Below are 24,920 nucleotides of genomic sequence, written 5' to 3'. Positions count from 1 at the left end.
CTCAAGAATTCTTCATCGGGGGCATCCATGAAAGTCGCTTCGCTCAAGACACACGTTGTCGCAACGCCCGCACCGCATATCGGCGGCATGTACTGGATCTTCGTCGAGCTGGAGACGGCCTGCGGCATCAAGGGTGTGGGTGAAATCTATTCGACCGCCTTCCACCCCTCTGGCATCGCCGTCCTCGTCGAAGACGTCTTCACCCGCTATCTCGAAGGTCATGATCCGCACCAGATCGAGCGCTTCTGGCGCGCGGCCTATTCGAGCGGCTTCACCCAGCGGCCCGACCCGACCATGGTCGGGATCATCTCCGGTCTCGAAATCGCCTGCTGGGACATCATCGGCAAGGCTGCGGGACGGCCGGTCGCCGATCTGCTCGGCGGCCCGGTCCACGACAGGCTGCGCGCCTATACCTATCTCTATCCGAAGAATTCAGCCGGGGAATACGACTACAACGATCCGGATCTCGCCGCCGAAGAGGCGATCCGCATGGTCGAGGCCGGCTTTACCGGGCTGAAATTCGATCCGGCCGGCCCCTATACCAATTATTCCGGCCACCAGCTGTCGCTGCCGGTCATGGACCGCTGCGAGGAGTTTTGCCGCAAGATCCGTGATGCGATCGGCAACCGGGCCGACATCCTCTTCGGCACCCATGGCCAGATGGTCCCCTCTTCGGCGATCCGTCTCGCCAAGCGGCTGGAGAAATACGATCCGCTCTGGTTCGAGGAGCCCGTTCCGCCCGGCCAGGAAGCGGCGATGGCGGAAGTCGCCCGCGCCACTTCTATCCCCGTCTCGACGGGCGAGCGCCTGACGACGAAATACGAATTCCAGAGAGTATTGCAGCTTGGCTCTGCCTCCATCCTGCAGATGAATGTCGCTCGCGTCGGCGGCTTGCTGGAGGCGAAGAAGATCGCCGGGATGGCCGAGTCCTTTTATGCGCAGATCGCGCCGCATCTCTACAACGGCCCGGTCGGGGCCGCCGCCTCGATACAGCTCGCAGCCACCTGCCCGAACTTCCTCATCCACGAGGCGATCATGGATTTTGGCGGTTTCCATGCCGAGGTGCTGAAGGCGAAGCTCGGCTTCGACGACGGCTATCTCATTCCGTCGCGCGAGCCGGGCCTCGGCATCGAACTGAACCACGAGGTCATCGCCAAGCACACGCCCTATACCGGCGAACGACTGCATCTGCAGATGGCGGCGGAGCATGCCGACGTAAAGGCCTTCGCACCGGCCAAGGGCTGAGGATATCCCATGATCTTCGATTTCATCGTGGTCGGTGCAGGCTCCGCAGGCTGCATCGTGGCCAGCCGCTTGAGCGAAAGCGGCCGTCATACCGTGCTCCTGATCGAGGCCGGCGGCGAGGACAAATCCTTCTGGTTCAAGATCCCCGTCGGCTACGCCAAGAGCTACTACAATCCCAAGGTCAACTGGATGTACCGCACCGAGCCCGAGCCCAATCTCGGCGGACGACGGATCTACGCCCCGCGCGGCAAGGTGCAGGGCGGCTCCGGCTCGATCAATGCCATGGTCTTCGTGCGCGGCGCGCGCCAGGATTTCGACGACTGGCGCGACGCGGGCAATCCCGGTTGGGGCTTCGACGACGTGCTGCCCTACTTCCGCAAGCTGGAGACCCATGCCCGTGGCGAGAGCCCCTGGCATGGCGCGAATGGCCCGATCCATGTGACCCAGATGCGTGGCGCCACGCATCCGGTCAGTGACGCCTTTCTTGATGCCTGTGACGAGCTCGGTATTCCGCTGAACGAAGATTTCAACGGCGCGACGATCGAAGGCGCCGGCGTCTACGACGTCAACACAAGGCGCGGCCAGCGCTCGCATTCGAGCGCGGAGTATCTGCGACCGGCGCTCAAGCGAGCGAACCTGACGATCGAGCGCGAGGCCCATGCGCGGCGTCTGCTGGTCGAAACCGACGGCAGGGTGTCGGGCATCGAGGTCATGCAGCATGGCCGGGTGAGACGCTTCAACGCCCGCCGCGAGGTGATCCTGGCGGCAGGGGCCGTCGACACGCCCAAGCTGATGCAGCTTTCAGGCTTCGGCGATGGAGCAACCCTGTTTGCCCAGGGCATCGAAACGCGCAAGCATCTGCCCGCCGTCGGCAGGAACCTTCAGGACCATCTCTGCGCCAGCTTCTACTACCGCTCGAAGAAGCCGACGCTGAACGGCGATTTTGCCAGTGTCATTGGCCAGGCCCGCTTTGGCCTGATGTGGCTGTTGAAACGCAGCGGCCCCTTTGCGATGAGCGTCAACCAGGCCGGCGGCTTCTTCCGGGGCTCGCCGGAGGAGATCAGGCCGAACATCCAACTTTACTTCAACCCGCTCTCCTACCGCATTCCGGACAATCCGCGTGCCGGCCTGACACCCGAGCCCTATCCCGGCTTCCTGATCGCCTTCAATGCCTGCCGGCCGACGAGCAAGGGGACGGTGACCATCGCGTCACCCAATGCCGCAGACGCTCCACAGATCCGCCCGAACTACCTGTCGACGGCGCGGGACATCGAGGAGGTCCTGCAGGGCAGCCGGTTGATGCGGCGGATCGCAGATGCCCAGGCGCTGTCGGATTGGGTGGAAGAGGAAGTATCGCCTTCCAAGACCGTCGACAGCGACGACAAGTTGCTCGACTACTTCCGCCTTAACAGCGGCTCCATCTATCACCTCTGCGGCACCTGCGCGATGGGCAGCGATCCCCGCGAAACTGTGGTGGATGCTCGGCTCCGCGTGCATGGCGTGCCGGGGCTGCGGATCGTCGATGCCTCTGTCTTCCCGAACATCACGGCAGGCAACATCAACGCGCCGACGATGATGGTGGCCGAAAAGGGTGCGGCGATGATCCTGGAAGACGCTGCCTCCGCCTGACATCAGGGCATGAAAAAAGCCGGACCCGAGGGCCCGGCTCAAATTCGTGTCGGTCGTCAGCAGCCGATCAGGCGGCGACGAGAACGCCGTTCAGGTTGGTGAGCTCGGCGAGGTACTGCTCAAGCTTGGTGCGGTGCTCGTGATGCTCGACACCTTCCAGCTCCTTGCGGGCTTCGTCGATGCGCTTTGTCAGCGTATCGGGCGAAATCTCGGCCAGCGGAACGGCGGATTCAGCGAGCAGCGTGCAGCCGGTCGGCAAGACGTCGGCAAAACCACCGAAGACCACATACTTGGACACCTGACCGGAAGCGAGCTTCACGGTCACCACGCCCGGCTTGATGGTCGTCATGGTCGGCGCATGATTGGCCATGACGGTCATTTCGCCTTCCGTTGCCGGAATGACGACTTCGCTGACCTGTTCGGAGAGCAGAAGACGCTCGGGCGAAACGAGCTCAAAGTTGAAATTGTCGGCCATGGTCGTTCACTTCTCTGATGAAGGATGGAGCGGCACGCGAGGCTTCCCGCGTGCCGGCAGTCCCGATACTTAGGCGGCTTCGGCAGCCAGGCGCTTGGCCTTCTCGATGGCTTCCTCGATGGAGCCGACCATGTAGAAGGCAGCTTCCGGCAGGTGGTCGTAGTCGCCGTTGACCAGGCCCTTGAAGCCCTTGATCGTGTCTTCGAGAGCAACCAGCTTGCCCGGCGAACCGGTGAAGACTTCGGCAACGAAGAACGGCTGCGACAGGAAGCGTTCGATCTTACGAGCGCGGGCCACGGTCTGCTTGTCGTCTTCCGACAGTTCGTCCATGCCCAGGATCGCGATGATGTCCTGCAGGGCCTTGTAGCGCTGCAGCGTCGACTGAACCTTACGAGCAACTTCGTAGTGCTCTTCGCCGATGATCATCGGGTCGAGCATGCGCGAGGTCGAGTCGAGCGGGTCAACGGCCGGGTAGATACCCTTTTCAGCGATCGAACGCGACAGAACGGTCGTTGCGTCCAGGTGGGCGAACGAGGTGGCCGGAGCCGGGTCGGTCAAGTCGTCGGCGGGAACGTAGATGGCCTGAACCGAGGTGATCGAGCCCTTGGTCGTGGTGGTGATGCGTTCCTGCATCTGACCCATGTCGGTGGCGAGCGTCGGCTGATAACCAACGGCCGACGGGATACGACCGAGCAGAGCCGACACTTCCGAACCTGCCTGGGTGAAGCGGAAGATGTTGTCGACGAAGAACAGAACGTCCTGGCCCTTGTCGCGGAAGTCTTCAGCGATCGTCAGACCGGTCAGAGCAACGCGTGCGCGGGCGCCCGGCGGTTCGTTCATCTGGCCGTAAACGAGGGCTGCCTTGGAGCCTTCGCCGCCGCCGTGCTTGTTAACGCCGGACTCGATCATTTCGTGGTAAAGGTCGTTGCCCTCGCGGGTACGTTCACCCACACCGGCGAAGACCGAATAACCACCGTGCGCCTTGGCGACGTTGTTGATCAGTTCCATGATCAGAACGGTCTTGCCAACGCCGGCGCCGCCGAACAGGCCGATCTTACCGCCCTTGGCGTAAGGAGCCAGAAGGTCGACGACCTTGATGCCGGTGACCAGGATCTGGGCTTCGGTCGACTGCTCGACGTAAGCCGGGGCTTCCTGGTGGATGGCGCGACGGCCTTCGGTGACCAGCGGACCGGCTTCGTCAACCGGCTCGCCGATAACGTTCATGATGCGGCCGAGCGTTTCCGGACCGACCGGAACCGAGATCGGAGCGCCCGTGTCGGTGACCGGCTGGCCGCGGACGAGACCTTCGGTCGAGTCCATGGCGATCGTGCGGACCTGGTTTTCGCCGAGGTGCTGCGCGACTTCGAGAACGAGGCGGTTGCCGCCGTTGTCGGTTTCCAGCGCGTTCAGGATCGGGGGCAGTTCGCCTTCGAACGCGACGTCGACAACGGCGCCGATGACCTGCGTGACCTTGCCGAGAGCACCGGCTGCGGACTTCACCGCCTTAGACTTGGGGGTAGCTGCCTTAGCCATTTATCTTACCCTCTTTCCTTAACCTCAGAGCGCTTCCGCGCCCGAAATGATTTCAATGAGTTCCTTGGTGATCTGCGCCTGACGCTGGCGGTTGTACGAAAGCGTCAGCTTGTTGATCATCTCACCGGCATTGCGTGTCGCATTGTCCATGGCGCTCATCTTGGCGCCCATTTCACCAGCAACGTTTTCGAGCAGGGCCCGGAAAATCTGAACCGAGATATTGCGCGGGATGAGATCCTCAAGAATCCCAGCCGCATCCGGCTCGTATTCGTAGAGAGCAGATGCGCCACCCTGCGGAGCAGCTTCGGCCGGAGCGGCCGGGATGATCTGCTGGGCGGTCGGGATCTGGCTGATCACCGACTTGAACTCGGAATAGAACAGCGTGCAGACATCAAACTCGCCACGCTCGAACATGCCGATGACCTTGCGACCGATGGCATCTGCATTGGTGAAGCCGATACGCTTCACGTCACGCAGATCCATACGCTCGACGATCATGCCGGCAAATTCGCGGCGCAGGCTGTCGTAGCCCTTCTTGCCGACGCAGAAGATCTTGACCGTCTTGCCCTGGGCCAGGAGCTTGCGCGCATGGTCACGGGCGAAACGCGAGATCGACGAGTTGAAACCGCCGCACAGACCACGCTCGGCAGTGCAGACGACGAGCAGATGCACGTCGTCCTTGCCGGTGCCAGTCATCAGGCGCGGTGCGCTGTCGTCCGAACCCACGGCTTGCGCGATGTTGGCCAGGACGACACCCATGCGCTGCGAGTACGGGCGGGCAGCCTCGGCCGCTTCCTGCGCACGACGCAGCTTCGCCGCAGCGACCATTTTCATCGCCTTGGTGATCTTCTGCGTCGCCTTGACGGAGGCGATCCGGTTTTTCAGATCCTTAAGTGAAGGCATCCGTTATCCGTCCTTGGCTTGAGCCTGAGTTAGGCGAAGTTCTTCGCGAAGGTGTCGAGGGCGGCCTTGAGCTTGCCCTTGGTATCGTCGCTGATCGCCTTGTCGGCGCGGATCGCATCGAGGATCGCCTTGCCTTCCGAACGGAGGTAGGAAAGGAAGCCCTGCTCGAACTTGCCGACCTGGTTGACCGGGATCTTGTCCAGGTAGCCGTTGACGCCGGCGAAGATCACCGAAACCTGTTCTTCCGTCTTAAGCGGCGAGAACTGCGGCTGCTTCAGGAGTTCCGTCAGACGGGCACCACGGTTCAGCAGGCGCTGAGTGGCGGCGTCGAGGTCGGAACCGAACTGGGCGAAGGCGGCCATTTCGCGATACTGGGCGAGTTCACCCTTGATCGAGCCGGCAACCTGCTTCATCGCCTTGATCTGAGCGGCAGAACCAACGCGCGAAACCGACAGACCGACGTTAACGGCCGGACGGATGCCCTGGTAGAACAGGTCGGTTTCAAGGAAGATCTGACCGTCGGTGATCGAGATGACGTTGGTCGGGATAAAGGCCGAAACGTCGTTACCCTGGGTTTCGATGACCGGCAGAGCGGTCAGCGAGCCGGCACCGGCAGCGTCGCCCATCTTGGCGGCGCGCTCAAGCAGACGCGAATGCAGGTAGAAGACGTCGCCCGGATAAGCTTCGCGGCCCGGCGGACGGCGCAGCAGAAGCGACATCTGACGGTAAGCAACAGCCTGCTTGGACAGGTCGTCATAGGCGATCAGGGCATGCTGGCCATTGTCACGGAAGTATTCGCCCATCGCGCAACCGGCGAACGGTGCGAGATACTGCATCGGAGCCGGGTCAGATGCGGTGGCGGCGATGATGATCGAGTACTGCAGAGCGCCGCGCTCTTCGAGGACCTTCACGAACTGGGCGACGGTCGAACGCTTCTGGCCGACAGCGACGTAGACGCAGTACAGCTTGTCGTTCTCGGGGCCGTTGTCGTGGATGGCCTTCTGGTTGAGGAAGGCGTCCAGGATGATGGCGGTCTTGCCGGTCTGGCGGTCACCGATGACCAGCTCGCGCTGACCACGGCCAACCGGGATGAGGGCGTCGATGGCCTTGAGGCCGGTCGACATCGGCTCATGAACCGACTTGCGCGGGATGATGCCCGGAGCCTTCACGTCGACGCGCGAACGGCGGGTCGCGTTGATCGGGCCCTTGCCGTCGATCGGGTTGCCAAGCGCGTCAACGACGCGACCGAGCAGCTCGGGACCAACCGGAACGTCGACGATGGCGCCGGTCCGCTTGACGATATCGCCTTCCTTGATGCCACGGTCGGCACCGAAGATAACCACACCGACATTGTCGGCTTCGAGGTTGAGCGCCATACCGCGGATGCCACCGGGGAATTCGACCATTTCGCCGGCCTGAACATTGTCGAGGCCGTAGACGCGGGCGATACCGTCACCAACGGACAGAACCTGGCCAACTTCAGAGACTTCCGCCTCTTTGCCGAAGTTCTTGATTTGATCTTTCAGAATTGCGGAAATTTCCGCGGCGCGGATATCCATCAGCCAACCTCTTTCAGTGCAAGCTTAAGGGTGGAAAGTTTGGTGCGAAGAGACGTGTCGATCTGGCGGGAGCCGATCTTGACGATCAGGCCGCCGAGCAGGGAGGGATCGACCGTGACGGAGATCGACACATCCTTGCCGGTAACGCCCTTCAGCGCCGCTTTCAGTTCGGTTTCCTGCTCTGCCGAAAGGGCGTGAGCAGAGGTGACGTCAGCCGTCATCTCACCCTTGTGGCGGGCGAGGATCTGGCGATAGGCAGCCACCATGCCAGGAACGGCAAACAGGCGGCGATTGCTTGCGACGACCTTCAGGAAGTTCAACACCAGCGCATGCAAACCGGCCTTTTCGCCGATTGCGCTGATGGCCTTAACCTGGTCTTCGGCCGTGAAGACGGGCGACTGAACCAGACGCTTCAGATCGTCGCTCTCGTCGATCATCGCCTGGAAACGGTTGAGATCGGCAGCGACGGCGTCGATCGTGCCGGCTTCGAGCGCAAGCTCGAAGAGCGACGATGCGTAACGCTCCGCCACGCCTGAAATCACTTGGGATGCGTCTGCCACGGGCAAAAAATTCCCTGATCTGGATCCAGGGCGCCGGACACCTCGGGCGAGGCCTCTCAAGCTCCTGATATCGTTTTGTTTTTCCCCAAAAACACAAGCATGCTGCACTTGCGTTTTCCGAATTTCGCGGTTCGTCTAGCATAGCAGGTCTAGACTCGCAACACGCGTATTAACGGTTTGCTCCTTGAGAGCAAGGCCTTGAGCCGTTTTTTGTCCGAAACTGCGTCAAATTGCCGAGATCAATGCCGCAGACCCATGAAAACCGATCTTCAAGTCAGACCAAAGACATAGGCGAGCGTGAGGGAGGCGATCACCGCCTGCACAACCAGGAGGAGAAGATTGCGCCAGGTGACGCCCTGATCCGACATTATGGAGAGGATGCGGGCAAACACCGAGAGGCCAGCAGCGGCTCCAAAGGCGAGATAGACGGTCGGCTGGGCCAGCAGCAGTGCCGTACCGGAGAACCCGACAATCAACCCGCCGATCGAGCGCGCGGCGCCCAGTCCCTCGGGGCGGCCTTCGGCCGGCACCAGCGCGAGCGCCTTCAGGGTCATGCCCGGTGCAAAGAGGATAAAGCATCCGATCAGGGCGGCTGCAGAGGCCGAAAGAAAGGCGAGTTGCTCGCCGAGTTCGGTGGGGAAGTAGAATTCCATGGATTTACCCGCTTGGAAACAAACCGCGCGCTTATGACACGAATCTCGACGACACGGTATGGCTGGGGCGCCCTATTTCTGAAGCTCTTCGACGAAATTCGGGGCGAATTCGTCAGAGGAAGCTCTGCGGATCGACATCCACCTGCACCTGGATCGACCGGCGCTCCTTCGGTCCGCGTTCCAGCATGCTGCGGACGAAGGCCTGCATATCGCTGTTGCGGCGACCATGGACCAGCAAACGGAAGCGGTGACGGCCGCGGATCAGGGCAAGCGGCGCTTCGGCGGGACCCAGAATGGCAATCCCGCTTTCATGTGGTGCGGCCTGGCGCAGCCCGCGCGCATGCCCCTCGGCTTCCGCACGGGTGTCGGCGGAGACGATGATCGAAACGAGACGCCCGAACGGCGGCAGCTGCGCGCGCTCACGCTCGGTGATCTCTCTTTCGTAGAAGGCCGAGGCGTCGCCCGAGACGATGGCCTGCATAACAGGATGCTGCGGCTGGAAGGTCTGCAACAGACCAAGACTCTTTCGTCCGGTACGACCGGCGCGGCCTGTCACCTGCGACAGCAGCTGAAAGGTGCGCTCGGCAGCCCGTGGATCTCCATTCGACAATCCAATATCCGCATCGATGATGCCGACCAGCGTCATCAGCGGGAAGTTATGCCCCTTGGCGACGAGCTGCGTGCCGATGACGATATCGGCCTCACCGTTGGCAATCGCTTCCAATTCGAGACGGAGCCGCTTCAACCCACCGATATCGGAAGACAGCACAAGCGTCCGGGCATCGGGAAAATGCTTCTCGACCTCCTCGGCGATGCGCTCGACACCGGGACCGCAGGCGACAAGATGATCAAGCGTCCCACATTCCGGGCAGGCATTCGGCGTCGGCTCGTGATAGCCGCACTGGTGGCACTGGATCTGACCACGAAAGCGGTGCTCGACCAGCCAGCTCGAACATTGCGGGCACTGGAAGCGGTGGCCGCAGACCCGGCAGAGCGTCAGTGGCGCATATCCGCGCCGATTGAGAAAGAGCAGCGCCTGTTCGCCCCGCTCCACCGCTTTGCCGACGGAACGCAGCAGCACCGGCGACAGGAACCCTCCCCGCTCCGGCGGTGAGCGCCGCATGTCGATGAGATGCAGATCCGGCATCGCGGCATCGGCAAAGCGCGTCGGCAGATGGATGCGCGTATAGCGCCCGGCGATACAGTTCACCTGGCTCTCCACGGAAGGCGTGGCCGAAACCAGCACGACCGGAAATCCCGCAATGCGCGCCCGCACGACCGCCATGTCCCGCGCATTATAGAAAACGCGGTCTTCCTGCTTGAAGGCGGGGTCATGCTCTTCGTCGACGATGATCAGACCGAGGTTCTCGAAGGGCAGGAAGAGCGCTGAACGTGCACCGGCCACCACGCGGATCTCGCCGGTCGCCACCTGACGCCAGACCTTTTCGCGGGTGCGGGTTGCAAGATCCGAATGCCATTCCCCAGGCTTGGAGCCGAAACGATCCTGGAAACGCTCGAGGAAATTGGCGGTGAGCGCGATTTCCGGCAGCAGGATCAGCACCTGCTTGCCCTGTTTCAGCGTCTCGGCAATCGCCTCGAAATAGACCTCCGTCTTGCCGGAGCCCGTCACGCCATCAATCAGGGAAACGGCAAAGCCGCCCTTGCGCAGACTGTCGAGGATCTCTTCGGCGGCGTCCTTCTGCGGACCCGCAAGACGGTTCTCCGCATAATCAGGGTCCGGAGCGGCGACCAGCGGCGGAGGCGGCAGGAAGACCTGTTCAAACACGCCCTGTTTGACGAGACCATCAATGACGCTGGTCGAGACGCCACTCGCATGAGCAAGCCCGCTTTTGGTCCAAGAGAGACCGTCCGCCGCCATCTCCAGCACCTTCTGCCGCGCCGGCGTCAGCCGTTCCGGCTGGTAGCCGGCATAACGCAGGCCCTCAATCATCGGCTCCGGATCGAAGGCTGCCGGTGCCCGAAGCGCCATGCGGGCCACATAGCCGGGCGGAGAAAGTGTATAGGCAGCGACCCAATCGAGGAAGGTGCGCATGTCCTGGTCGAGCGGCGGGCAATCGAAGACCTTGGTGATCTCCCGGAGCTTCTTCGGATCAACGGATGTGTCCTCACCGCCATCCCAGACCACGCCGATCACCTGGCGCGGACCAAGCGGCACCTGCACGATCGCGCCTGGCTCGACCGTCAACCCATCCGGCACGGCATAGCTGTAGGCCGTTGGTGCTGGCATGGGAACAAGCACCGGCACCACCTTGCGGCGCGGTGTTTCGAACAGTTCTCCGAACAGGCTTTTCGAATCGTCCTTCATCGGGCTGCAACTTGCCCCCGGAAGAACAGAAAGAAAACAGGCTTTCTGTCAGGAGAGCGATCAGCGGAAACTGCGGTCGGGATCGGCAGGCAGTTGATGGACCGTATAGTCCTCCAGCGCTCGGGTCACGTCCATCGGATCACCCTCCAGCGCCTCGACCGGAATGAGGTTGCCGATGGTAAAGTCGAAGCGACCGCCGCGCTTGTTGAGAAGCTCGTAGAACACGGTCATGTCGCGCAGCTCGGTCGACCAGCGGGCGAACCAGTAGAACAGGCCGGAATTGCGCGCCTTCATGTTCACCGGCAGGATCGGCAGATTGTATTTGCGCGCCAGCGAGATCGCAGACGTCTTCCACGGCCGCTCGTTGAGCCTGCCCTGATCCCAGTATGCAATACGGCCAGACGGAAACAGTACCGTCGCCCTGCCCTCTTCCACCGCCCGCGTGGTGAGTTTCAGCGTTTCGCGCGCCTTGAGCTTAGACTTGTGCTCCTCCCGCCATTCGACGGGTATGATGATTTCCGCAAGCCGTGGATTGACCCTCACGGCATCGCGATTGGCGAAGAAGGTCATGTCGGGCCGACGATCTTTCAGCAGGTCATACATTGCCACCCCGTCGGCGATCCCCGTCGGATGATTGCTGACCAGGATGAAGCCACCGGATGACGGAATGCGGTCGGCATGCCGGACCTGGATATCGAGGCTAAGGGCGGCACTCAGATAATCGAAGACCTGCGGGCCTGGCAGGTTGGCGACATCATTGGCAAACTGGATCGCCTTGTCATAGCGCAGAACGCTGTAAAGGACGGGCCGCATGACGGGCCAGAGCGGATGCTGGACGAGCTTCTGCCCGCGCTCGGCAATCAGCGTGTCGACGATGTGTCCCGGGCGACCTTGTGACAGGAGCGAAAGCGTGTCGGTGACGGTCGCAAAGGTGGAGACGGGAGAACGGCGCATCAGCATATACCTCGCCAGAGTTCCAGAGGCGTTCTGGCAGCGATTTGTGATCCGTTCATGACAGCCCCGGCATTCGTCTTTCGTTAACCCTCCCGCGCCATCGTGAGCCGGGTGACCAAGAGCCAGAAACGCAAAGGGCGCGCAATTTGATCCCGGCAGACGAAAAACTTCTCGGCGAACGTGCCGCCTGGCTGGAGAGCCTGGGCGCCGAGCGCCGCCTGTCCGCCAACACGCTGGATGCCTATGAGCGCGACACGCGGCAATTCCTGCAATTCCTGTCCGCCCATGTCGGCGGCACCGTGAAGATCGACGACGTCAAGGCGCTGCGCCCGGCAGACCTGCGCGGCTTCCTTGCCCATCGCCGCAAGGAAGGGGCCGGCGCCCGTTCGCTCGGCCGACATCTTGCGGGCCTGCGATCGTTCCTGCGCCATCTGGAGCGCAAGGGACTGGTCAATGCTGCGGGTGCGAGCGCAATCCGATCGCCAAAGCAGCCAAAATCCTTGCCCAAGCCACTCAGCGGTCGCCAAGCGCTCGCCGTGGTCGCCGTCGACACGCAGATGAATGAAGAGCCCTGGATCGCGGCGCGCGATGCAGCCGTCCTCTCCCTGCTCTACGGCTGCGGTCTTCGTATCTCCGAGGCGCTCGGTCTGACGCCTGAGGTTTTTGAGGGCAGGCCGAAGAGCCTTCGCATCACCGGCAAGGGCGGCAAGACGCGGCTCGTCCCGCTATTGCCCGTCGTCATGGAAGCAGTCGAGACCTATTACGGCCTTTGCCCCTATCATCTCGAACCCGGCGCGCCCCTCTTCCGGGGTGCCCGAGGTGGTCCGCTGCAGCCGGCGATCATCCAGCGCGAAATGCAGAAGCTTCGTTCGGCGCTGGGCCTGCCGGATACGGCGACCCCGCATGCGCTTCGCCATTCCTTTGCGACCCACCTTCTGGGCAGCGGCGGGGACCTGAGGACGATCCAGGAACTGCTCGGCCATGCGAGCCTGTCGACAACGCAGATCTATACCGGCGTCGACAGCGCACGGCTCCTCGACATCTACGACCGCGCCCATCCCCGCGCGTGACGAGAGCCGATCCCGCCCGCGTTAACCAAGATCCTTAATCGAACGTGAGGGCGATCGCTTCTATTCTCCGGACTTCTGACAGGAGACGACATGAACGCGCATCGCCTTTTCTCGCTGCGGCCACACCTGCCGCGCCTATCGCCATCTGAAATCGGTCTCTGGATCGCCGGCGCGCTGCCACTCCTGCTTGTCGCCCTTTTGCTCTCGGCGCTTTTTGCGGCCAGCCCGGCGCGTGCCTCCGATGTGGCCTGCCACGGTGAGAACCTGCTCGTCGCGATGGAGAAGGAAAAGCCGGAAGAGCTCGCGAAGATCCGCGCTGAAGCGGCCAAGATGCCGAATGGCCAGGGCATTTTCTGGAAGGTCGAGAAGGAGGGTCTGAAGCCCTCCTACCTGCTCGGCACCATGCATGTCACCGATCCCCGGGTTCTGACCATGCCGAAGGGTGCCCGCGAGGCGGCAGCCGCAGCCGATGTGGTGGTCATCGAGTTCTGATGAAATCCTCGACGAGAAAAAGGCGGCCGCCTCTCTCCTGATGCATCCCGAACTCACCATGTTCACAGACGGCAAGTCGGTGAAGGACCATCTCAATGCCGCAGAACTGGAAAAACTGGAAGCCGGCCTGAAGGAGCGCGGCCTGGCACTGGGCGCCGTCGCCCGGATGAAACCATGGATCCTGGCAAGCTTCGTGGCGCTTCCCGCCTGCGAACTGTCGCGCAAGGCAGCCGGGGCATCCTTCCTCGACAAGCAGATCGCGGAAGATGCGGTAAAGGCCGGCAAGCCGGTCGCCGGGTTGGAAACCCTCGTTGAACAGCTCGAAGCCATGTCGGACCTGCCTGTTGATTTCCACTTCAAGGCACTGATCGAGACGATTGCCCTCGGCGACAAGATGGAAGACGTCATCGAGACGATGACCGAGCTTTATCTCGCGGGTGACATCGGCATGACCATGCCGATGCTCAAGGCCGTCGCCCCGACATCCGGCGATGACGAAAGCGCCTATGCCGCCTTCGAGACCCGGATCGTACGCGACCGCAACCTTGTGATGGCCGAAGGCAGCAAGAGCCATCTGGAAAAGGGCAATGCCTTCATCGCCGTCGGTGCCCTGCATCTGCCGGGCGAGGAAGGTCTCGTCGAACTGATCCGCAAACAGGGATATACCGTCACGCGGATCGACGGCTGAGACCTCTTGAAGCGGCAAAACGCTTCAGAAATGTCTTCACGATCAGCTTGTGGAACGGCGTGACGACGAGGATGTAGAGCCGGCCGAAGAGATTGTGGCGCTGAACAAGTGTCGTCAGCGACACATGCTGATGACGGACGCCCTCCGGCTCGACAGTAACAATTATCCGGAAATCGAGATGTTTGTCATTGAAGCCGAGCAGCACGTGCCGGTCGTCGTGCGTCAGAACCGGAAAGCCACCGATCCTGTCCTGGCCCGTCAGCTCAAGCTCGGCGGATTTCAATCCGAAAAAACCGACGATCACGTTGCGGATCTTGAGCAGAACGCCGACCCAGCGCGGCGCCCGCCCCATCAACTCACTCGCAACCTCCATGGGCACAAGATCGTTTCGATCGAGGCGGACACTGTAGCTGTCGGCCCAGTCGGCTTCGGGGAGGTCGGGATGCGGAAGCGTGACACGCTGTTCAACGACGAGACCCATCCGTCCTCCCTTGCCGTCACCCTCGCGTCATGCGCGTCGCAACCGGCGTCTTCCAGTAGAACTGGTGTACCAGAAGCGCGATGATGTGCACTGCGATCAAAAGCCACATCAGGCTTTTCAGCGGTCCGCCATGCACAAAGCCGGCTGTGTCGTTGCCGAAGTAGTAGGCGCCGATGCCGCTCAGCGGGATGAGGAAGAAAAGAGCATAGAAGGTCCCATGTGCAAGCTTGGCGGCGAGCTGCAGAAGTGGCGGCTCCTCGGTCGGCGCCGGCGGCGCGCCACGGGTCAGCCGGATGGCAAGACGAACGAGCCCGAGACAGAGTACGGCGATCCCCGCATAGGCATGGATATTGGCGAAGGTCAGGTTCTCAGGTGAAGGCACCTCGCCGCGTTCATAGGCTTCGGCCACTTCCTCCATCGCATCCGAGAAGATGAGGTTGAACAGGATGAGCAGGACCATCAGCCAATGCAGGGCCTTTTGCGGGATCGAATAGGACGCGGGTGCGACATGGGCCATGATCTTGCCTTTCGGGAGGAGCAAAGGGAGGCATCGCCACATGATAAAGGCCGCCACTTGCGGAACAAGCGACGGCCTTCAACCTTACCGAAATATAATATTTGACCTATGTCAGGTCAGCAGCATCACATATGCAGCGGCTTGAAGAAGGTCGCGAGTGCGGCTTCCTTCACGGCTTCCGACATGGTCGGATGTGCGTGGCAGGTGCGGCCCAGATCTTCCGACGAACCACCGAATTCCATCAGCACGGCGGCTTCGTGGATCATTTCGCCTGCGCCGAGACCGATGATGTGCACTCCGAGAACGCGGTCCGTGTCCTTGTCGGCGAGAACCTTGACGAAGCCATCAGAGGCGAGCATGGCGCGGGCGCGGCCATTCGCCGTGAACGGGAACTTGCCGACCTTGTAGGCGACGCCTGCGGCCTTCAACTCTTCCTCGGTCTTGCCGACAGAGGCGACTTCCGGCTGGGTGTAGACGACACCCGGGATGACATCATAGTTCACATGGCCATGCTGGCCGGCAAGGATTTCGGCAAGTGCCACACCCTCGTCCTCCGCCTTGTGGGCGAGCATCGGACCCTTGACCACGTCGCCGATGGCATAGATGCCGGCAACATTGGTGCGGTAGTGACCGTCGATTTCAACGCGGCCACGGTTATCAAGCGCAACGCCGGCTTCTTCGAGGCCGAGACCTGCGGTGTAAGGCTTGCGGCCGGTGGCGACGAGCACGACGTCGGCGTCGAGCGTCTGGGCTTCGCCGCCCTTGACCGGCTCGAACGTGACCTTGGCGCCATCACCCGACTTGACCACGCCGGTGACCTTGGCGCCGAGGTTGAATTCCATTCCCTGCTTGGCCAGGATGCGCTGGAACTGCTTGGAGACTTCGCCGTCCATGCCGCCGAGGATCGTGTCGAGATATTCGACGACCGTCACCTTGGCGCCGAGGCGCGACCAGACAGAGCCGAGCTCGAGGCCGATGACACCGCCGCCGACAACGATCATCTTGGCGGGCACCTTCTCGAGTGCGATACCGCCGGTCGAGGACACGATGACCTTCTCGTCGATCTCGACTGCAACGCCCGGGATGCCGGCAACGTCGGAGCCGGTGGCAATCACGATGTTCTTGGTTTCGAGGACCTGGACTTCGCCGGCGTCATTGGTGACCTGCACCTTGCCGGCGCCGAGGATCTTGCCGGTGCCCTGGATGCCGTCGATCTTGTTCTTCTTGAACAGGAAGGCGACGCCCTCGACGTTCGACTTCACGGTCGCGTCCTTGTGCGCCATCATCTTCGGCAGGTTCAGCGTCGGTGCGCCGACTTCGACACCGAGATCGCCCATGCCATGGGCGGCATGGTGGAAGACTTCCGACGCGTGCAGCAGGGCCTTGGACGGGATGCAGCCGATGTTGAGGCAGGTGCCACCATAGGTGGCGCGCTTCTCGACGACGGCAACCTTCATGCCGAGCTGGGCCGCCTTAATGGCGCAGACATAGCCGCCGGGGCCGGAGCCGATAACGATGACATCATAAGACATGGGGAGCTTCCTTCGTTTTCGACGGTTACCGACCGCCGCTGACATTCAAGATGGCACCCGTCACATAGGATGCCTGAGGCGAGAGGAGATAAAGAACGCTGTCGGCCACTTCGTCCGCCGTACCGGGGCGCTGCATCGGAACGATGGGAGCGAGATCACGGGCACGGTTCGGCAGGCCGCCGGAGGCATGGATTTCGGTGTCGATGATGCCGGGCCTGACAGCATTGACCCGGATGCCTTCGGTCGCGACCTCGCGAGACAAGCCGACAGTGAAGGTATCCACCGCAGCCTTGGCGGCGGCATAGTCGACATATTGCGAGGCACTGCCGATCACGGCGGCCATGGAGGAGATGTTGACGATCACCCCACCCTTGCCGCCATGCTTCGTCGACATGCGCTTCACCGCTTCCGTGGCACAGCGGATCTTGCCGATGACATTGACGGCGAACATGCGGTCTAGCCGCGCCCGGTCGAATTCCTCGACCCGCGCCGTGACATCGACCACGCCGGCATTGTTGACGAGGCCAAAGAGCGGTCCCAGACGGTCAACGGCGGCGAAGATCGCGGCAATGCCCTCTTCGTCAGCGGTGTCGCCACGGACGATTTCGGCACCGGCGCCGAGCGCGCGGCAGTCGGCGGCAACGGCCTCAGCGGCCTGTTTGTCCGAACGATAGTTGATGATGAGGTCATAGCCCTGCGCTGCGGCCTTGCGGCAGATGGCAGCGCCGATGCCGCGACTGCCGCCGGTGACGAGAAGAAGCGGACGGCTGGTCATGACGCGCATCCCTTGAACTCGAACACATCCCAGGGCGCGCTTTCCATGCCCTTGCCGACAACCGACTGCAGGATGGCGGGGCCGAAGCCGGGAAGGAGAAGAACATCGGGGGCGCTAGCACCCTCAGGCGGGAGAAGGTCGACATGACCAGTTGTTTCATCAACGGCGTAGACGATACCCTTCCAGACGGTGCAGGCGGCAATGGTCGCACCGGTCACGTCACCATCGGGGCAATTGTTCATCAGCATGCCGATCGGCCGCTCGATCTCGGGATCGTAGAGCACATGGCCGTTGAGCTTGAACTTGCCGATCTCGCTGCGGAAGCCATGGGTGACGGGCGTGTTTTCGCCGCTGGCGGCGGCAAACACAAGCTCGACCCCGGTTTCGGCTTCGCGATAGGTGGCTTTCTCGATCAGGCACTCAGCGGCAGACGCCGCCTGAGAGAACGCAAGCGCGGCAAGAAGAACGGTTGCCCCTGATGACGCGCCCATGATCCACCTCAAAACACCAGCGCGAGGAACATCAGGCCGAGACCGGCCATGGCCCCGAGCCAGACAAGCGAGCGGATATAGGGAATACCGGCGAGGTAGAGCGGGTAGTAGACGATGCGGCCGACGAACCAGATGATCGCACCGACGAAGCCGAGACCCGATGTCTCGCCCGTGAAGAGCAGCCCGGCGGCAAGGGCGACGAAGGCCGGATAGGTTTCGCGAAAATTCGAGGAGGCACGCGCCGCGCGACCGGCGAGCTTGCCCGCCGGTTGCTTGTTGTCGTCACGAGGGCCGGCATTCCACTCCTGCCCCAACTCCTTGGTTGCCAGCACGCCCTGCAATAGGACATGGGCAACCAGCAGGACCACGCTCCAGGCAAGGAGCATGACGAGCGGAGAGGCGGACGCGGGTACCGGCTCCATCGTGAGGTCTCCTTAGAGATCGAGAACCAGACGTTCCGGATCCTCAAGGCTTTCCTTGACGCGAACGAGGAAGGTGACGGCTTCCTTGCCGTCGACGATGCGGTGATCGTAGGAGAGCGCGAGATACATCATCGGACGGATGACGATCTGGCCGCCGACGACGACCGGACGGTCCTGGATCTTGTGCATGCCGAGGATACCCGACTGCGGAGCATTCAGGATCGGCGAGGACATCAGCGAGCCGTAAACGCCACCGTTGGAGATGGTGAAGGTGCCGCCCTGCATGTCGGCCATCGACAGCTGACCGTCACGGGCTGCCTTGCCGAGGCGACCGATTTCCTTCTCGATTTCGGCGATCGACATCTGGTCGGCATCGCGTACGATCGGAACGACCAGGCCCTTGTCCGTGCCGACGGCGACGCCGATGTGGCAGTAGTTCTTGTAGATGATGTCGGTGCCGTCGATTTCGGCGTTAACGGCCGGCAGTTCCTTGAGCGCATGGGTCACTGCCTTGGTGAAGAAGCCCATGAAGCCGAGCTTCACGCCATGCTTCTTCTCGAAGATGTCCTTGTAGCGGTTGCGCAGGTCCATGACCGCCTTCATGTCCACCTCATTATAGGTGGTCAGCATGGCAGCCGTGTTCTGGGCGTCCTTGAGGCGCTTGGCGATCGTCTGGCGCAGGCGGGTCATCTTCACGCGCTCTTCGCGCGAGGCATCGTCAGCCGAAGAGGCGGGACGGGGAGCCGCCAGAGCGGCAGCCGGGGCCGGAGCGGAAACGCCCTTGGCGATGGCAGCGATCACGTCGCCCTTCAGCACCTGGCCACGCTTGCCGGAGCCGTCGACGTCGGCGGTCGAGATGTTGTTGTCGGCAGCAAGCTTGGCAGCCGCCGGGGCGGCCGGCATGGAAGAGGTAGCAGCAGGCGCCGGAGCGGCAGCGGCGACAGGTGCCGGGGCGGCAGCAGGGGCTGCGGCCGGAGCCGGAGCTGCGGCACCGGCAGAACCGGCAGCACCTTCGGCGATCTGGCCGAGCAGAGCGCCGAGACCGACGGTCTCGCCATTCTGGGCGACGATTTCGGTCAGGACGCCGGAGACCGGCGACGGGACTTCGACGGTCACCTTGTCGGTTTCCAGTTCGACGAGCGGTTCGTCGGCCTTGACGGTGTCACCGACCTTCTTGAACCAGGTGCCGACAGTGGCTTCGCTGACGGATTCGCCGAGGGTGGGTACGCGGATTTCAGTGGCCATGATCTCAATTCCGTTGATCAGAGAACGTTACGGTCTGCGAGGGAAAGACTGGGCGGATCAACCGCCCAGTGCGTCCTCGAGGAAGGCTTCGAGCTGGGCGAGGTGCTTGGACATCAGGCCCGTTGCCGGCGAGGCGGCAGCCGGACGACCGGTGTAGCGCACACGCTGGTACTTGGCGTCGATATGGGCAAGCACCCATTCCAGATACGGATCGATGAACGACCAGGCGCCCATGTTCTTCGGCTCTTCCTGGCACCAGACCATCTCCGCATTGCGGAAGCGGCTGAGCTCGTTGATGAGCGCCTTGGCCGGGAAGGGATAGAGCTGTTCGATGCGCAGCAGGTAGATGTCGTCGATGCCGCGCTTTTCGCGCTCTTCGAGCAGATCGTAATAGACCTTGCCCGTGCACATGACGACACGACGGATCTTCGCATCCTTCTGCAGCTTGATCGGGCCGTCCTTTATGACCTCGGCATCGTCCCACAGCAGACGGTGGAACGAGCTTTCGCCGGCCATTTCGGCAAGGCTCGACGTTGCACGCTTGTGGCGCAGCAGCGACTTGGGCGTCATCATGATCAGCGGCTTGCGGAAGTCGCGCTTCACCTGACGGCGCAGGATGTGGAAGTAGTTCGCCGGCGTCGTGACGTTGGCGACCTGCATGTTGTCTTCGGCACAGAGCTGCAGGAAGCGCTCAAGGCGGGCGGACGAATGCTCCGGACCCTGACCTTCATAGCCGTGCGGCAGGAGGCAGACGAGACCGGACATACGCAGCCACTTGCGCTCACCCGACGAGATGAACTGGTCGAAGACGACCTGTGCACCGTTGGCGAAGTCGCCGAACTGGGCTTCCCAGAGCGTCAGCGCATTCGGACGGGCCAGCGAATAGCCATATTCGAAGCCGAGCACGGCCTCTTCCGACAGCATCGAGTTGATGACTTCGTAGCGAGCCTGGTTGGGTGCCAGATTGGCGAGCGGGATGTAGCGGTCTTCGGTCTCCTGATCGTAGAGAACCGAGTGACGCTGCGAGAAGGTGCCGCGTTCGCAATCCTGGCCGGACAGACGGATCTTGTGGCCTTCCACGCACAGCGAACCGAAGGCGAGCGCTTCGCCCATGGCCCAGTCGATGCCTTCGCCGGTCTCGATCATCTGTGCACGATTTTCCATGAAGCGCTGGATCGTGCGGTGCGCCTTGAAACCTTCCGGAATGGTCGACAGCTTGCGGCCGATTTCCTTCAGCTGCTTCATCGGCACGGCGGTCTTGCCGCGACGCTGCTCGTCGGCATTGTCGGCGGTCCTGAGACCCGACCAGGCGCCATCCAGCCAGTCGGCCTTGTTCGGCTTGTAGCTCTGGCCTGCTTCGAATTCCTGCTCGAGATGGGCGCGCCAGTCGGCCTTCATCTTCTCGAGTTCGCCTTCCGAGATCAGGCCTTCCGCGATCAGACGCTCGCCATAAAGCTGGACGACCGTCTTGTGGGCGCGGATTTCCTTGTACATCTTCGGCTGGGTGAAGCTCGGCTCGTCGCCTTCGTTGTGACCGAAGCGGCGATAGCAGAACATGTCGACGACGACAGGCTTGTGGAACTTCATCCGGTATTCGGTCGCGACCTTGGCCGCGTAGACGACGGCTTCCGGATCGTCACCATTGACGTGGAAGATCGGCGCTTCGATCATCTTGGCGACGTCGGACGGATAGGGCGACGAGCGCGAGAAGGCCGGATTGGTGGTGAAGCCGATCTGGTTGTTGATGATGAAGTGCATCGTGCCGGCGACGCGGTGACCGCGCAGACCGGACAGGCCGAGGATTTCAGCAACGACGCCCTGGCCGGCAAAGGCCGCATCACCATGCAGGAGCAGCGGCAGAACCTTGGCGCGCTCCTTCAGCGGGATGATGTCGCCGTCGAAGACCTTGGCGAGCTGGTCCTGCTTTGCACGGGCCTTGCCCATGACGACAGGGTTGACGATTTCGAGGTGCGACGGGTTTGCCGTCAGCGACAGATGCACCTTGTTGCCGTCGAACTCGCGGTCCGAGGAAGCGCCGAGGTGATACTTCACGTCGCCCGAGCCTTCGACTTCATCGGGCTTGAACGAACCGCCCTTGAACTCGTGGAAGATGGCACGATGCGGCTTGCCCATGACCTGGGAGAGCACGTTCAGGCGACCACGATGGGCCATGCCGAGAACGATTTCTTCCATGCCTTCCTGGCCACCGCGCTTGATGATCTGCTCCAGCGCCGGGATCAGCGATTCGCCGCCGTCAAGGCCGAAGCGCTTGGTGCCCTTGTACTTGACGTCAATGAACTGCTCGAAGCCTTCGGCCTCGATCAGCTTCTGGAGGATGGCCTTCTTGCCGTTCGGCGTGAATTCGACGCCCTTGCCAGGACCCTCGATGCGCTCCTGGATCCAGGCCTTTTCTTCCGGATTGGAGATATGCATGAACTCGACGCCGAGCGTCGAGCAATAGGTGCGCTGCAGGATATCGAGCATCTGCGGGATCGTGGCGTATTCCAGACCCAGCACGTTGTCGATGAAGATCTTGCGGCTGTAATCGGCTTCGGTGAAGCCATAGGCAGACGGCGAGAGCTCGTTGTAGTCCTCGACCGGGGCGGCGAGACCAAGCGGGTCAAGCTTGGCATGCAGGTGACCGCGCATGCGATAGGCGCGGATCATCATGATGGCGCGAACCGAATCGCGCGTTGCCTGCAGCACTTCGGCCTCGGACACGGCCTTGCCGGTCGAAGCGGCGGTGGCTTCAGCCTTGGCCTGAACCTTCTTTTCGATGGCCTTCTCGACCACGCCCCAGTTGCCGTCGAGCGCATGGACGAGATCGCCTCCCTCGGCGATCGGCCAGTTCTTGCGCTTCCAGGAGGCGCCCGATGCCGCCTTCTTCACGTCACCGGGATTGTCGGCGAGTGCCTTGAAGAAGGCACGCCACTCGTCGGAGACCGAGGAGGGGTCTTCCTGATAGCGTGCGTAAAGCTGTTCGATATAGGCCGCATTCGATCCGTCGAGGAAGGACGTGATCAGAAACTGCTCGTTGGCTTCTTGCCTACCCATGGTGTTTCGCGAGCGTCTCGGCTCGCCTCCCGACTAGAATTGATGGCCGGATGCCCGGCCTGCCGCTCGCGATCGCTTCCAACAGCGGATCGCCTCAGATATGCAAAGTCCAGGCGGAGGGTTACCTGACCAACCCTTCGCCTGGCTTGATTTTCGTCAGGTCTCAGCCCTTGAGGACTTCGACCAGGGTCTTGCCCAGACGTGCCGGCGAAGGCGAAACCTTGATGCCGGCCGCTTCCATGGCAGCGATCTTCGATTCGGCATCGCCCTTGCCACCGGAAACAACAGCACCGGCATGGCCCATGGTGCGGCCCTTCGGAGCCGTACGGCCCGCGATGAAGCCGGCCATCGGCTTCTTGCGGCCCTTCTTGGCTTCGTCGATGAGGAACTGGGCTGCATCTTCTTCAGCCGAGCCGCCGATTTCGCCGATCATGATGATCGAGGTGGTGGCCGGATCGGCCAGGAACATCTCGAGCACGTCGATGAATTCGGTACCCTTGACCGGGTCGCCACCGATACCGACGGCGGTCGTCTGGCCGAGACCTTCGTTCGAAGTCTGGAACACAGCTTCATAGGTCAGGGTTCCCGAGCGCGAGACGATACCGACCGAACCCTTGCGGAAGATCGAGCCCGGCATGATGCCGATCTTGCACTCTTCCGGCGTCAGGATGCCCGGGCAGTTCGGGCCCAGCAGACGCGACTTCGACTTGTCGAGCTTGGCCTTGACCCGCACCATGTCCATGACCGGGATACCCTCGGTGATGCAGGTGATGAACGGGATCTCGGCGTCGATCGCCTCGATGATGGCATCGGCTGCACCTGCCGGCGGAACGTAGATCACGGATGCGTCTGCACCGGTCTTTTCCTTGGCTTCGGCAACGGTCGCGAAGATCGGCAGGGTTTCACCCTTGGAGCCGGTCCAGTTTTCGCCACCCTTCTTCGGATGGATGCCGCCGACCATCTGCGTGCCGTAGTAAGCCAGCGCCTGTTCGGTGTGGAATGTGCCGGTCTTGCCGGTCAGGCCCTGAACGAGGACCTTGGTGTTCTTGTTTACAAGAATGGACATCGAATAGGTTCCTCAGATTAGCCGTTGATCGCCGCGACGATCTTCTTGGCAGCGTCGTCCAGATCGTCGGCTGCGGTGATCGCGAGGCCGGATTCGTTCAGGAGCTTCTTGCCAAGTTCGACATTGGTGCCTTCGAGGCGCACGACGAGCGGAACCTTCAGGCCGACTTCCTTCACGGCGGCGATCACGCCTTCCGCGATGACGTCGCACTTCATGATGCCGCCGAAGATGTTGACGAGGATGCCCTCGACCTTCGGGTCAGCCGTGATGATCTTGAAGGCAGCCGCGACCTTCTCCTTGCCAGCGCCACCGCCGACGTCGCAGAAGTTTGCCGGCTCCTTGCCGTAGAGCTTGATGATGTCCATCGTCGCCATGGCGAGACCGGCACCATTGACCATGCAGCCGATATTGCCGTCGAGAGCGACATAGGCGAGGTCCCACTTCGAAGCTTCGATTTCCTTCGAGTCTTCTTCCGTTTCGTCGCGCAGCGCGCGAACGTCGTCGTGGCGGAACAGAGCGTTGCCGTCGAACGAGACCTTGGCGTCGAGAACGCGCAGATGGTCGTTCTTCATGACGATCAGCGGGTTGATCTCGAGCAGTGCCATGTCCTTTTCGGAGAAGGCCTTGTAGAGGATCGGGAAGAGCGACTTGGCGTCTTCTGCAGCAGCACCGGAAAGTTCCAGCGCAGCCGAGATCTTGGCAACGTCGGCAGCGGTCACGCCGGTTTCCGGGTTGATCGCGATGGTGTGGATCTTCTCGGGCGTGTCATGCGCAACGGCTTCGATGTCCATGCCACCTTCGGTCGAAACGACGAAGGCAACCTGACCGACCGAGCGGTCGACGAGCAGCGAGCAATAGAGTTCGCGAGCAATGTCGGCGCCGTCTTCGATGTAGAGACGGTTGACCTGCTTGCCGGCGTCGCCGGTCTGGGCGGTCACCAGCGTGTTGCCGAACATTTCCTTGGCATGTGCCTTGGCTTCGTCGATCGAGAAGGCGAGGCGCACACCGCCCTTGGCTTCCGGCGGCAGTTCCTTGAACTTGCCCTTGCCGCGACCACCAGCATGGATCTGGCTCTTGACGACGTAGAGCGGGCCCGGCAGCTGCTTTGCAGCGGCTTCGGCTTCTTCTGCGGAGAAGATCGCCACACCTTCGGCGACCGGTGCACCAAAGCTCTTCAGAAGAGCCTTGGCCTGGTATTCATGAATGTTCATTGTCGTGTCCCTGTTCTGGGCCGCCCGATGGGAGGGCTA

At 62.1% G+C, this 24,920-nt stretch carries 21 protein-coding genes and 1 pseudogene; 4 read left to right on the top strand and 18 right to left on the bottom strand.

The annotated features are described in order from the left end of the window. Window positions 1-27: 27 nt before the first annotated feature. Both AC1PUL_RS19990 and AC1PUL_RS19985 read left to right on the top strand, forming a co-directional pair. Complete coding sequence (locus AC1PUL_RS19990) at window positions 28-1,245, top strand: mandelate racemase/muconate lactonizing enzyme family protein (RefSeq protein WP_480465752.1); 1,218 nt, start codon at window positions 28-30, stop codon at window positions 1,243-1,245. Between the two features lie 9 nt (window positions 1,246-1,254). Next, window positions 1,255-2,874 carry a GMC family oxidoreductase gene (locus AC1PUL_RS19985; protein WP_480465751.1) on the top strand — a complete coding sequence of 540 codons (1,620 nt, stop codon included), beginning with the start codon at window positions 1,255-1,257 and terminating at the stop codon, window positions 2,872-2,874. 67 nt (window positions 2,875-2,941) lie between these two features. Here the strand turns inward: AC1PUL_RS19985 and AC1PUL_RS19980 are convergent, their stop codons facing one another. The 8 genes from AC1PUL_RS19980 to AC1PUL_RS19945 form a co-directional block, all read right to left on the bottom strand. Beyond that, window positions 2,942-3,349, bottom strand: a complete 408-nt coding sequence (locus AC1PUL_RS19980) for a F0F1 ATP synthase subunit epsilon (protein ID WP_480465750.1) — start codon at window positions 3,347-3,349, stop codon at window positions 2,942-2,944. Window positions 3,350-3,418: 69 nt separating this feature from the next. After that, the gene (atpD, locus tag AC1PUL_RS19975; RefSeq protein WP_480465749.1) at window positions 3,419-4,882 is read right to left on the bottom strand and encodes a F0F1 ATP synthase subunit beta; all 1,464 of its coding nucleotides are present in this window, start codon (window positions 4,880-4,882) and stop codon (window positions 3,419-3,421) included. A 24-nt stretch (window positions 4,883-4,906) separates the two neighbouring features. Then, on the bottom strand, window positions 4,907-5,785 hold the full coding sequence (locus AC1PUL_RS19970) for a F0F1 ATP synthase subunit gamma (RefSeq protein ID WP_480465748.1): 879 nt from the start codon (window positions 5,783-5,785) through the stop codon (window positions 4,907-4,909). A gap of 29 nt (window positions 5,786-5,814) precedes the next feature. Beyond that, window positions 5,815-7,344: a F0F1 ATP synthase subunit alpha gene (gene atpA, locus AC1PUL_RS19965; RefSeq protein WP_480465747.1), complete on the bottom strand. Its 1,530-nt coding sequence runs from the start codon at window positions 7,342-7,344 to the stop codon at window positions 5,815-5,817. Further along, window positions 7,344-7,910, bottom strand: coding sequence for a F0F1 ATP synthase subunit delta (locus tag AC1PUL_RS19960; protein ID WP_480465746.1), 567 nt, complete (start codon window positions 7,908-7,910; stop codon window positions 7,344-7,346). The genes atpA and AC1PUL_RS19960 overlap by 1 nt, the downstream gene beginning before the upstream one ends. A 263-nt stretch (window positions 7,911-8,173) precedes the next feature. Continuing rightward, the gene (locus AC1PUL_RS19955; RefSeq protein WP_480465745.1) at window positions 8,174-8,557 is read right to left on the bottom strand and encodes an AGROH133_08824 family phage infection protein; all 384 of its coding nucleotides are present in this window, start codon (window positions 8,555-8,557) and stop codon (window positions 8,174-8,176) included. A gap of 112 nt (window positions 8,558-8,669) precedes the next feature. Then, window positions 8,670-10,883 (bottom strand): primosomal protein N', encoded by a 2,214-nt coding sequence (locus tag AC1PUL_RS19950; protein WP_480465744.1) that lies wholly within the window; start codon window positions 10,881-10,883, stop codon window positions 8,670-8,672. Window positions 10,884-10,943: 60 nt separating this feature from the next. After that, entirely contained in the window at window positions 10,944-11,843 is a 900-nt protein-coding gene (locus AC1PUL_RS19945) for a GNAT family N-acetyltransferase (protein ID WP_480465743.1), read from the bottom strand. A gap of 140 nt (window positions 11,844-11,983) precedes the next feature. Between AC1PUL_RS19945 and AC1PUL_RS19940 the strand changes: the two genes are divergently transcribed. Next, the gene (locus tag AC1PUL_RS19940) at window positions 11,984-12,907 is read left to right on the top strand and encodes a tyrosine recombinase XerC (protein WP_480465742.1); all 924 of its coding nucleotides are present in this window, start codon (window positions 11,984-11,986) and stop codon (window positions 12,905-12,907) included. Window positions 12,908-12,997: 90 nt separating this feature from the next. Beyond that, window positions 12,998-14,087 (top strand): annotated as a pseudogene (locus AC1PUL_RS19935) (TraB/GumN family protein). On the opposite strand, the gene AC1PUL_RS19930 reads toward AC1PUL_RS19935, so the two are convergent. From AC1PUL_RS19930 to sucC, 10 genes are all read right to left on the bottom strand, one after another. Further along, window positions 14,068-14,568 (bottom strand): DUF2867 domain-containing protein, encoded by a 501-nt coding sequence (locus AC1PUL_RS19930; protein ID WP_480465741.1) that lies wholly within the window; start codon window positions 14,566-14,568, stop codon window positions 14,068-14,070. The pseudogene AC1PUL_RS19935 and the gene AC1PUL_RS19930 overlap by 20 nt on opposite strands. A 16-nt stretch (window positions 14,569-14,584) precedes the next feature. Further along, a complete protein-coding gene (locus AC1PUL_RS19925) occupies window positions 14,585-15,085 on the bottom strand; it encodes a cytochrome b (protein ID WP_480465740.1) in 501 nt (166 codons plus the stop codon). 125 nt (window positions 15,086-15,210) lie between these two features. Further along, entirely contained in the window at window positions 15,211-16,617 is a 1,407-nt protein-coding gene (lpdA, locus tag AC1PUL_RS19920; RefSeq protein WP_480465739.1) for a dihydrolipoyl dehydrogenase, read from the bottom strand. Between the two features lie 25 nt (window positions 16,618-16,642). Then, window positions 16,643-17,392, bottom strand: a complete 750-nt coding sequence (locus AC1PUL_RS19915; protein ID WP_480465738.1) for an SDR family oxidoreductase — start codon at window positions 17,390-17,392, stop codon at window positions 16,643-16,645. Beyond that, a complete protein-coding gene (locus AC1PUL_RS19910) occupies window positions 17,389-17,883 on the bottom strand; it encodes a hypothetical protein (protein ID WP_480465737.1) in 495 nt (164 codons plus the stop codon). The genes AC1PUL_RS19915 and AC1PUL_RS19910 overlap by 4 nt, the downstream gene beginning before the upstream one ends. Window positions 17,884-17,891: 8 nt before the next feature. Then, window positions 17,892-18,305, bottom strand: a complete 414-nt coding sequence (locus tag AC1PUL_RS19905) for an MAPEG family protein (protein ID WP_480465736.1) — start codon at window positions 18,303-18,305, stop codon at window positions 17,892-17,894. 12 nt (window positions 18,306-18,317) lie between these two features. After that, on the bottom strand, window positions 18,318-19,550 hold the full coding sequence (gene odhB / locus AC1PUL_RS19900) for a 2-oxoglutarate dehydrogenase complex dihydrolipoyllysine-residue succinyltransferase (protein WP_480465735.1): 1,233 nt from the start codon (window positions 19,548-19,550) through the stop codon (window positions 18,318-18,320). A gap of 57 nt (window positions 19,551-19,607) precedes the next feature. Further along, on the bottom strand, window positions 19,608-22,604 hold the full coding sequence (locus AC1PUL_RS19895; RefSeq protein ID WP_480465734.1) for a 2-oxoglutarate dehydrogenase E1 component: 2,997 nt from the start codon (window positions 22,602-22,604) through the stop codon (window positions 19,608-19,610). Window positions 22,605-22,767: 163 nt separating this feature from the next. Continuing rightward, window positions 22,768-23,670: a succinate--CoA ligase subunit alpha gene (sucD, locus tag AC1PUL_RS19890; protein ID WP_113379200.1), complete on the bottom strand. Its 903-nt coding sequence runs from the start codon at window positions 23,668-23,670 to the stop codon at window positions 22,768-22,770. A 17-nt stretch (window positions 23,671-23,687) separates the two neighbouring features. Next, window positions 23,688-24,881: an ADP-forming succinate--CoA ligase subunit beta gene (gene sucC / locus AC1PUL_RS19885; protein WP_138287210.1), complete on the bottom strand. Its 1,194-nt coding sequence runs from the start codon at window positions 24,879-24,881 to the stop codon at window positions 23,688-23,690. Between the last annotated feature and the right edge of the window lie 39 nt (window positions 24,882-24,920).

Source organism: Rhizobium sp. P43, from assembly GCF_056730705.1.
This window is presented reverse-complemented; position numbering and strand designations above follow the sequence as displayed.

Bases quoted from the DNA above. Each gene is read 5' to 3' on its own strand.
- AC1PUL_RS19905 (WP_480465736.1), bottom strand. From the start codon at position 18,305: ATGGAGCCGGTACCCGCGTCCGCCTCTCCGCTCGTCATGCTCCTTGCC.
- AC1PUL_RS19950 (WP_480465744.1), bottom strand. From the start codon at position 10,883: ATGAAGGACGATTCGAAAAGCCTGTTCGGAGAACTGTTCGAAACACCG.
- atpA (WP_480465747.1), bottom strand. From the start codon at position 7,344: ATGGATATCCGCGCCGCGGAAATTTCCGCAATTCTGAAAGATCAAATC.
- lpdA (WP_480465739.1), bottom strand. From the start codon at position 16,617: ATGTCTTATGATGTCATCGTTATCGGCTCCGGCCCCGGCGGCTATGTC.
- AC1PUL_RS19930 (WP_480465741.1), bottom strand. From the start codon at position 14,568: ATGGGTCTCGTCGTTGAACAGCGTGTCACGCTTCCGCATCCCGACCTC.
- odhB (WP_480465735.1), bottom strand. From the start codon at position 19,550: ATGGCCACTGAAATCCGCGTACCCACCCTCGGCGAATCCGTCAGCGAA.
- AC1PUL_RS19985 (WP_480465751.1), top strand. From the start codon at position 1,255: ATGATCTTCGATTTCATCGTGGTCGGTGCAGGCTCCGCAGGCTGCATC.
- sucC (WP_138287210.1), bottom strand. From the start codon at position 24,881: ATGAACATTCATGAATACCAGGCCAAGGCTCTTCTGAAGAGCTTTGGT.
- AC1PUL_RS19945 (WP_480465743.1), bottom strand. From the start codon at position 11,843: ATGCTGATGCGCCGTTCTCCCGTCTCCACCTTTGCGACCGTCACCGAC.
- sucD (WP_113379200.1), bottom strand. From the start codon at position 23,670: ATGTCCATTCTTGTAAACAAGAACACCAAGGTCCTCGTTCAGGGCCTG.
- AC1PUL_RS19895 (WP_480465734.1), bottom strand. From the start codon at position 22,604: ATGGGTAGGCAAGAAGCCAACGAGCAGTTTCTGATCACGTCCTTCCTC.
- AC1PUL_RS19955 (WP_480465745.1), bottom strand. From the start codon at position 8,557: ATGGAATTCTACTTCCCCACCGAACTCGGCGAGCAACTCGCCTTTCTT.
- AC1PUL_RS19915 (WP_480465738.1), bottom strand. From the start codon at position 17,392: ATGACCAGCCGTCCGCTTCTTCTCGTCACCGGCGGCAGTCGCGGCATC.
- AC1PUL_RS19910 (WP_480465737.1), bottom strand. From the start codon at position 17,883: ATGGGCGCGTCATCAGGGGCAACCGTTCTTCTTGCCGCGCTTGCGTTC.
- atpD (WP_480465749.1), bottom strand. From the start codon at position 4,882: ATGGCTAAGGCAGCTACCCCCAAGTCTAAGGCGGTGAAGTCCGCAGCC.
- AC1PUL_RS19970 (WP_480465748.1), bottom strand. From the start codon at position 5,785: ATGCCTTCACTTAAGGATCTGAAAAACCGGATCGCCTCCGTCAAGGCG.
- AC1PUL_RS19990 (WP_480465752.1), top strand. From the start codon at position 28: ATGAAAGTCGCTTCGCTCAAGACACACGTTGTCGCAACGCCCGCACCG.
- AC1PUL_RS19980 (WP_480465750.1), bottom strand. From the start codon at position 3,349: ATGGCCGACAATTTCAACTTTGAGCTCGTTTCGCCCGAGCGTCTTCTG.
- AC1PUL_RS19925 (WP_480465740.1), bottom strand. From the start codon at position 15,085: ATGGCCCATGTCGCACCCGCGTCCTATTCGATCCCGCAAAAGGCCCTG.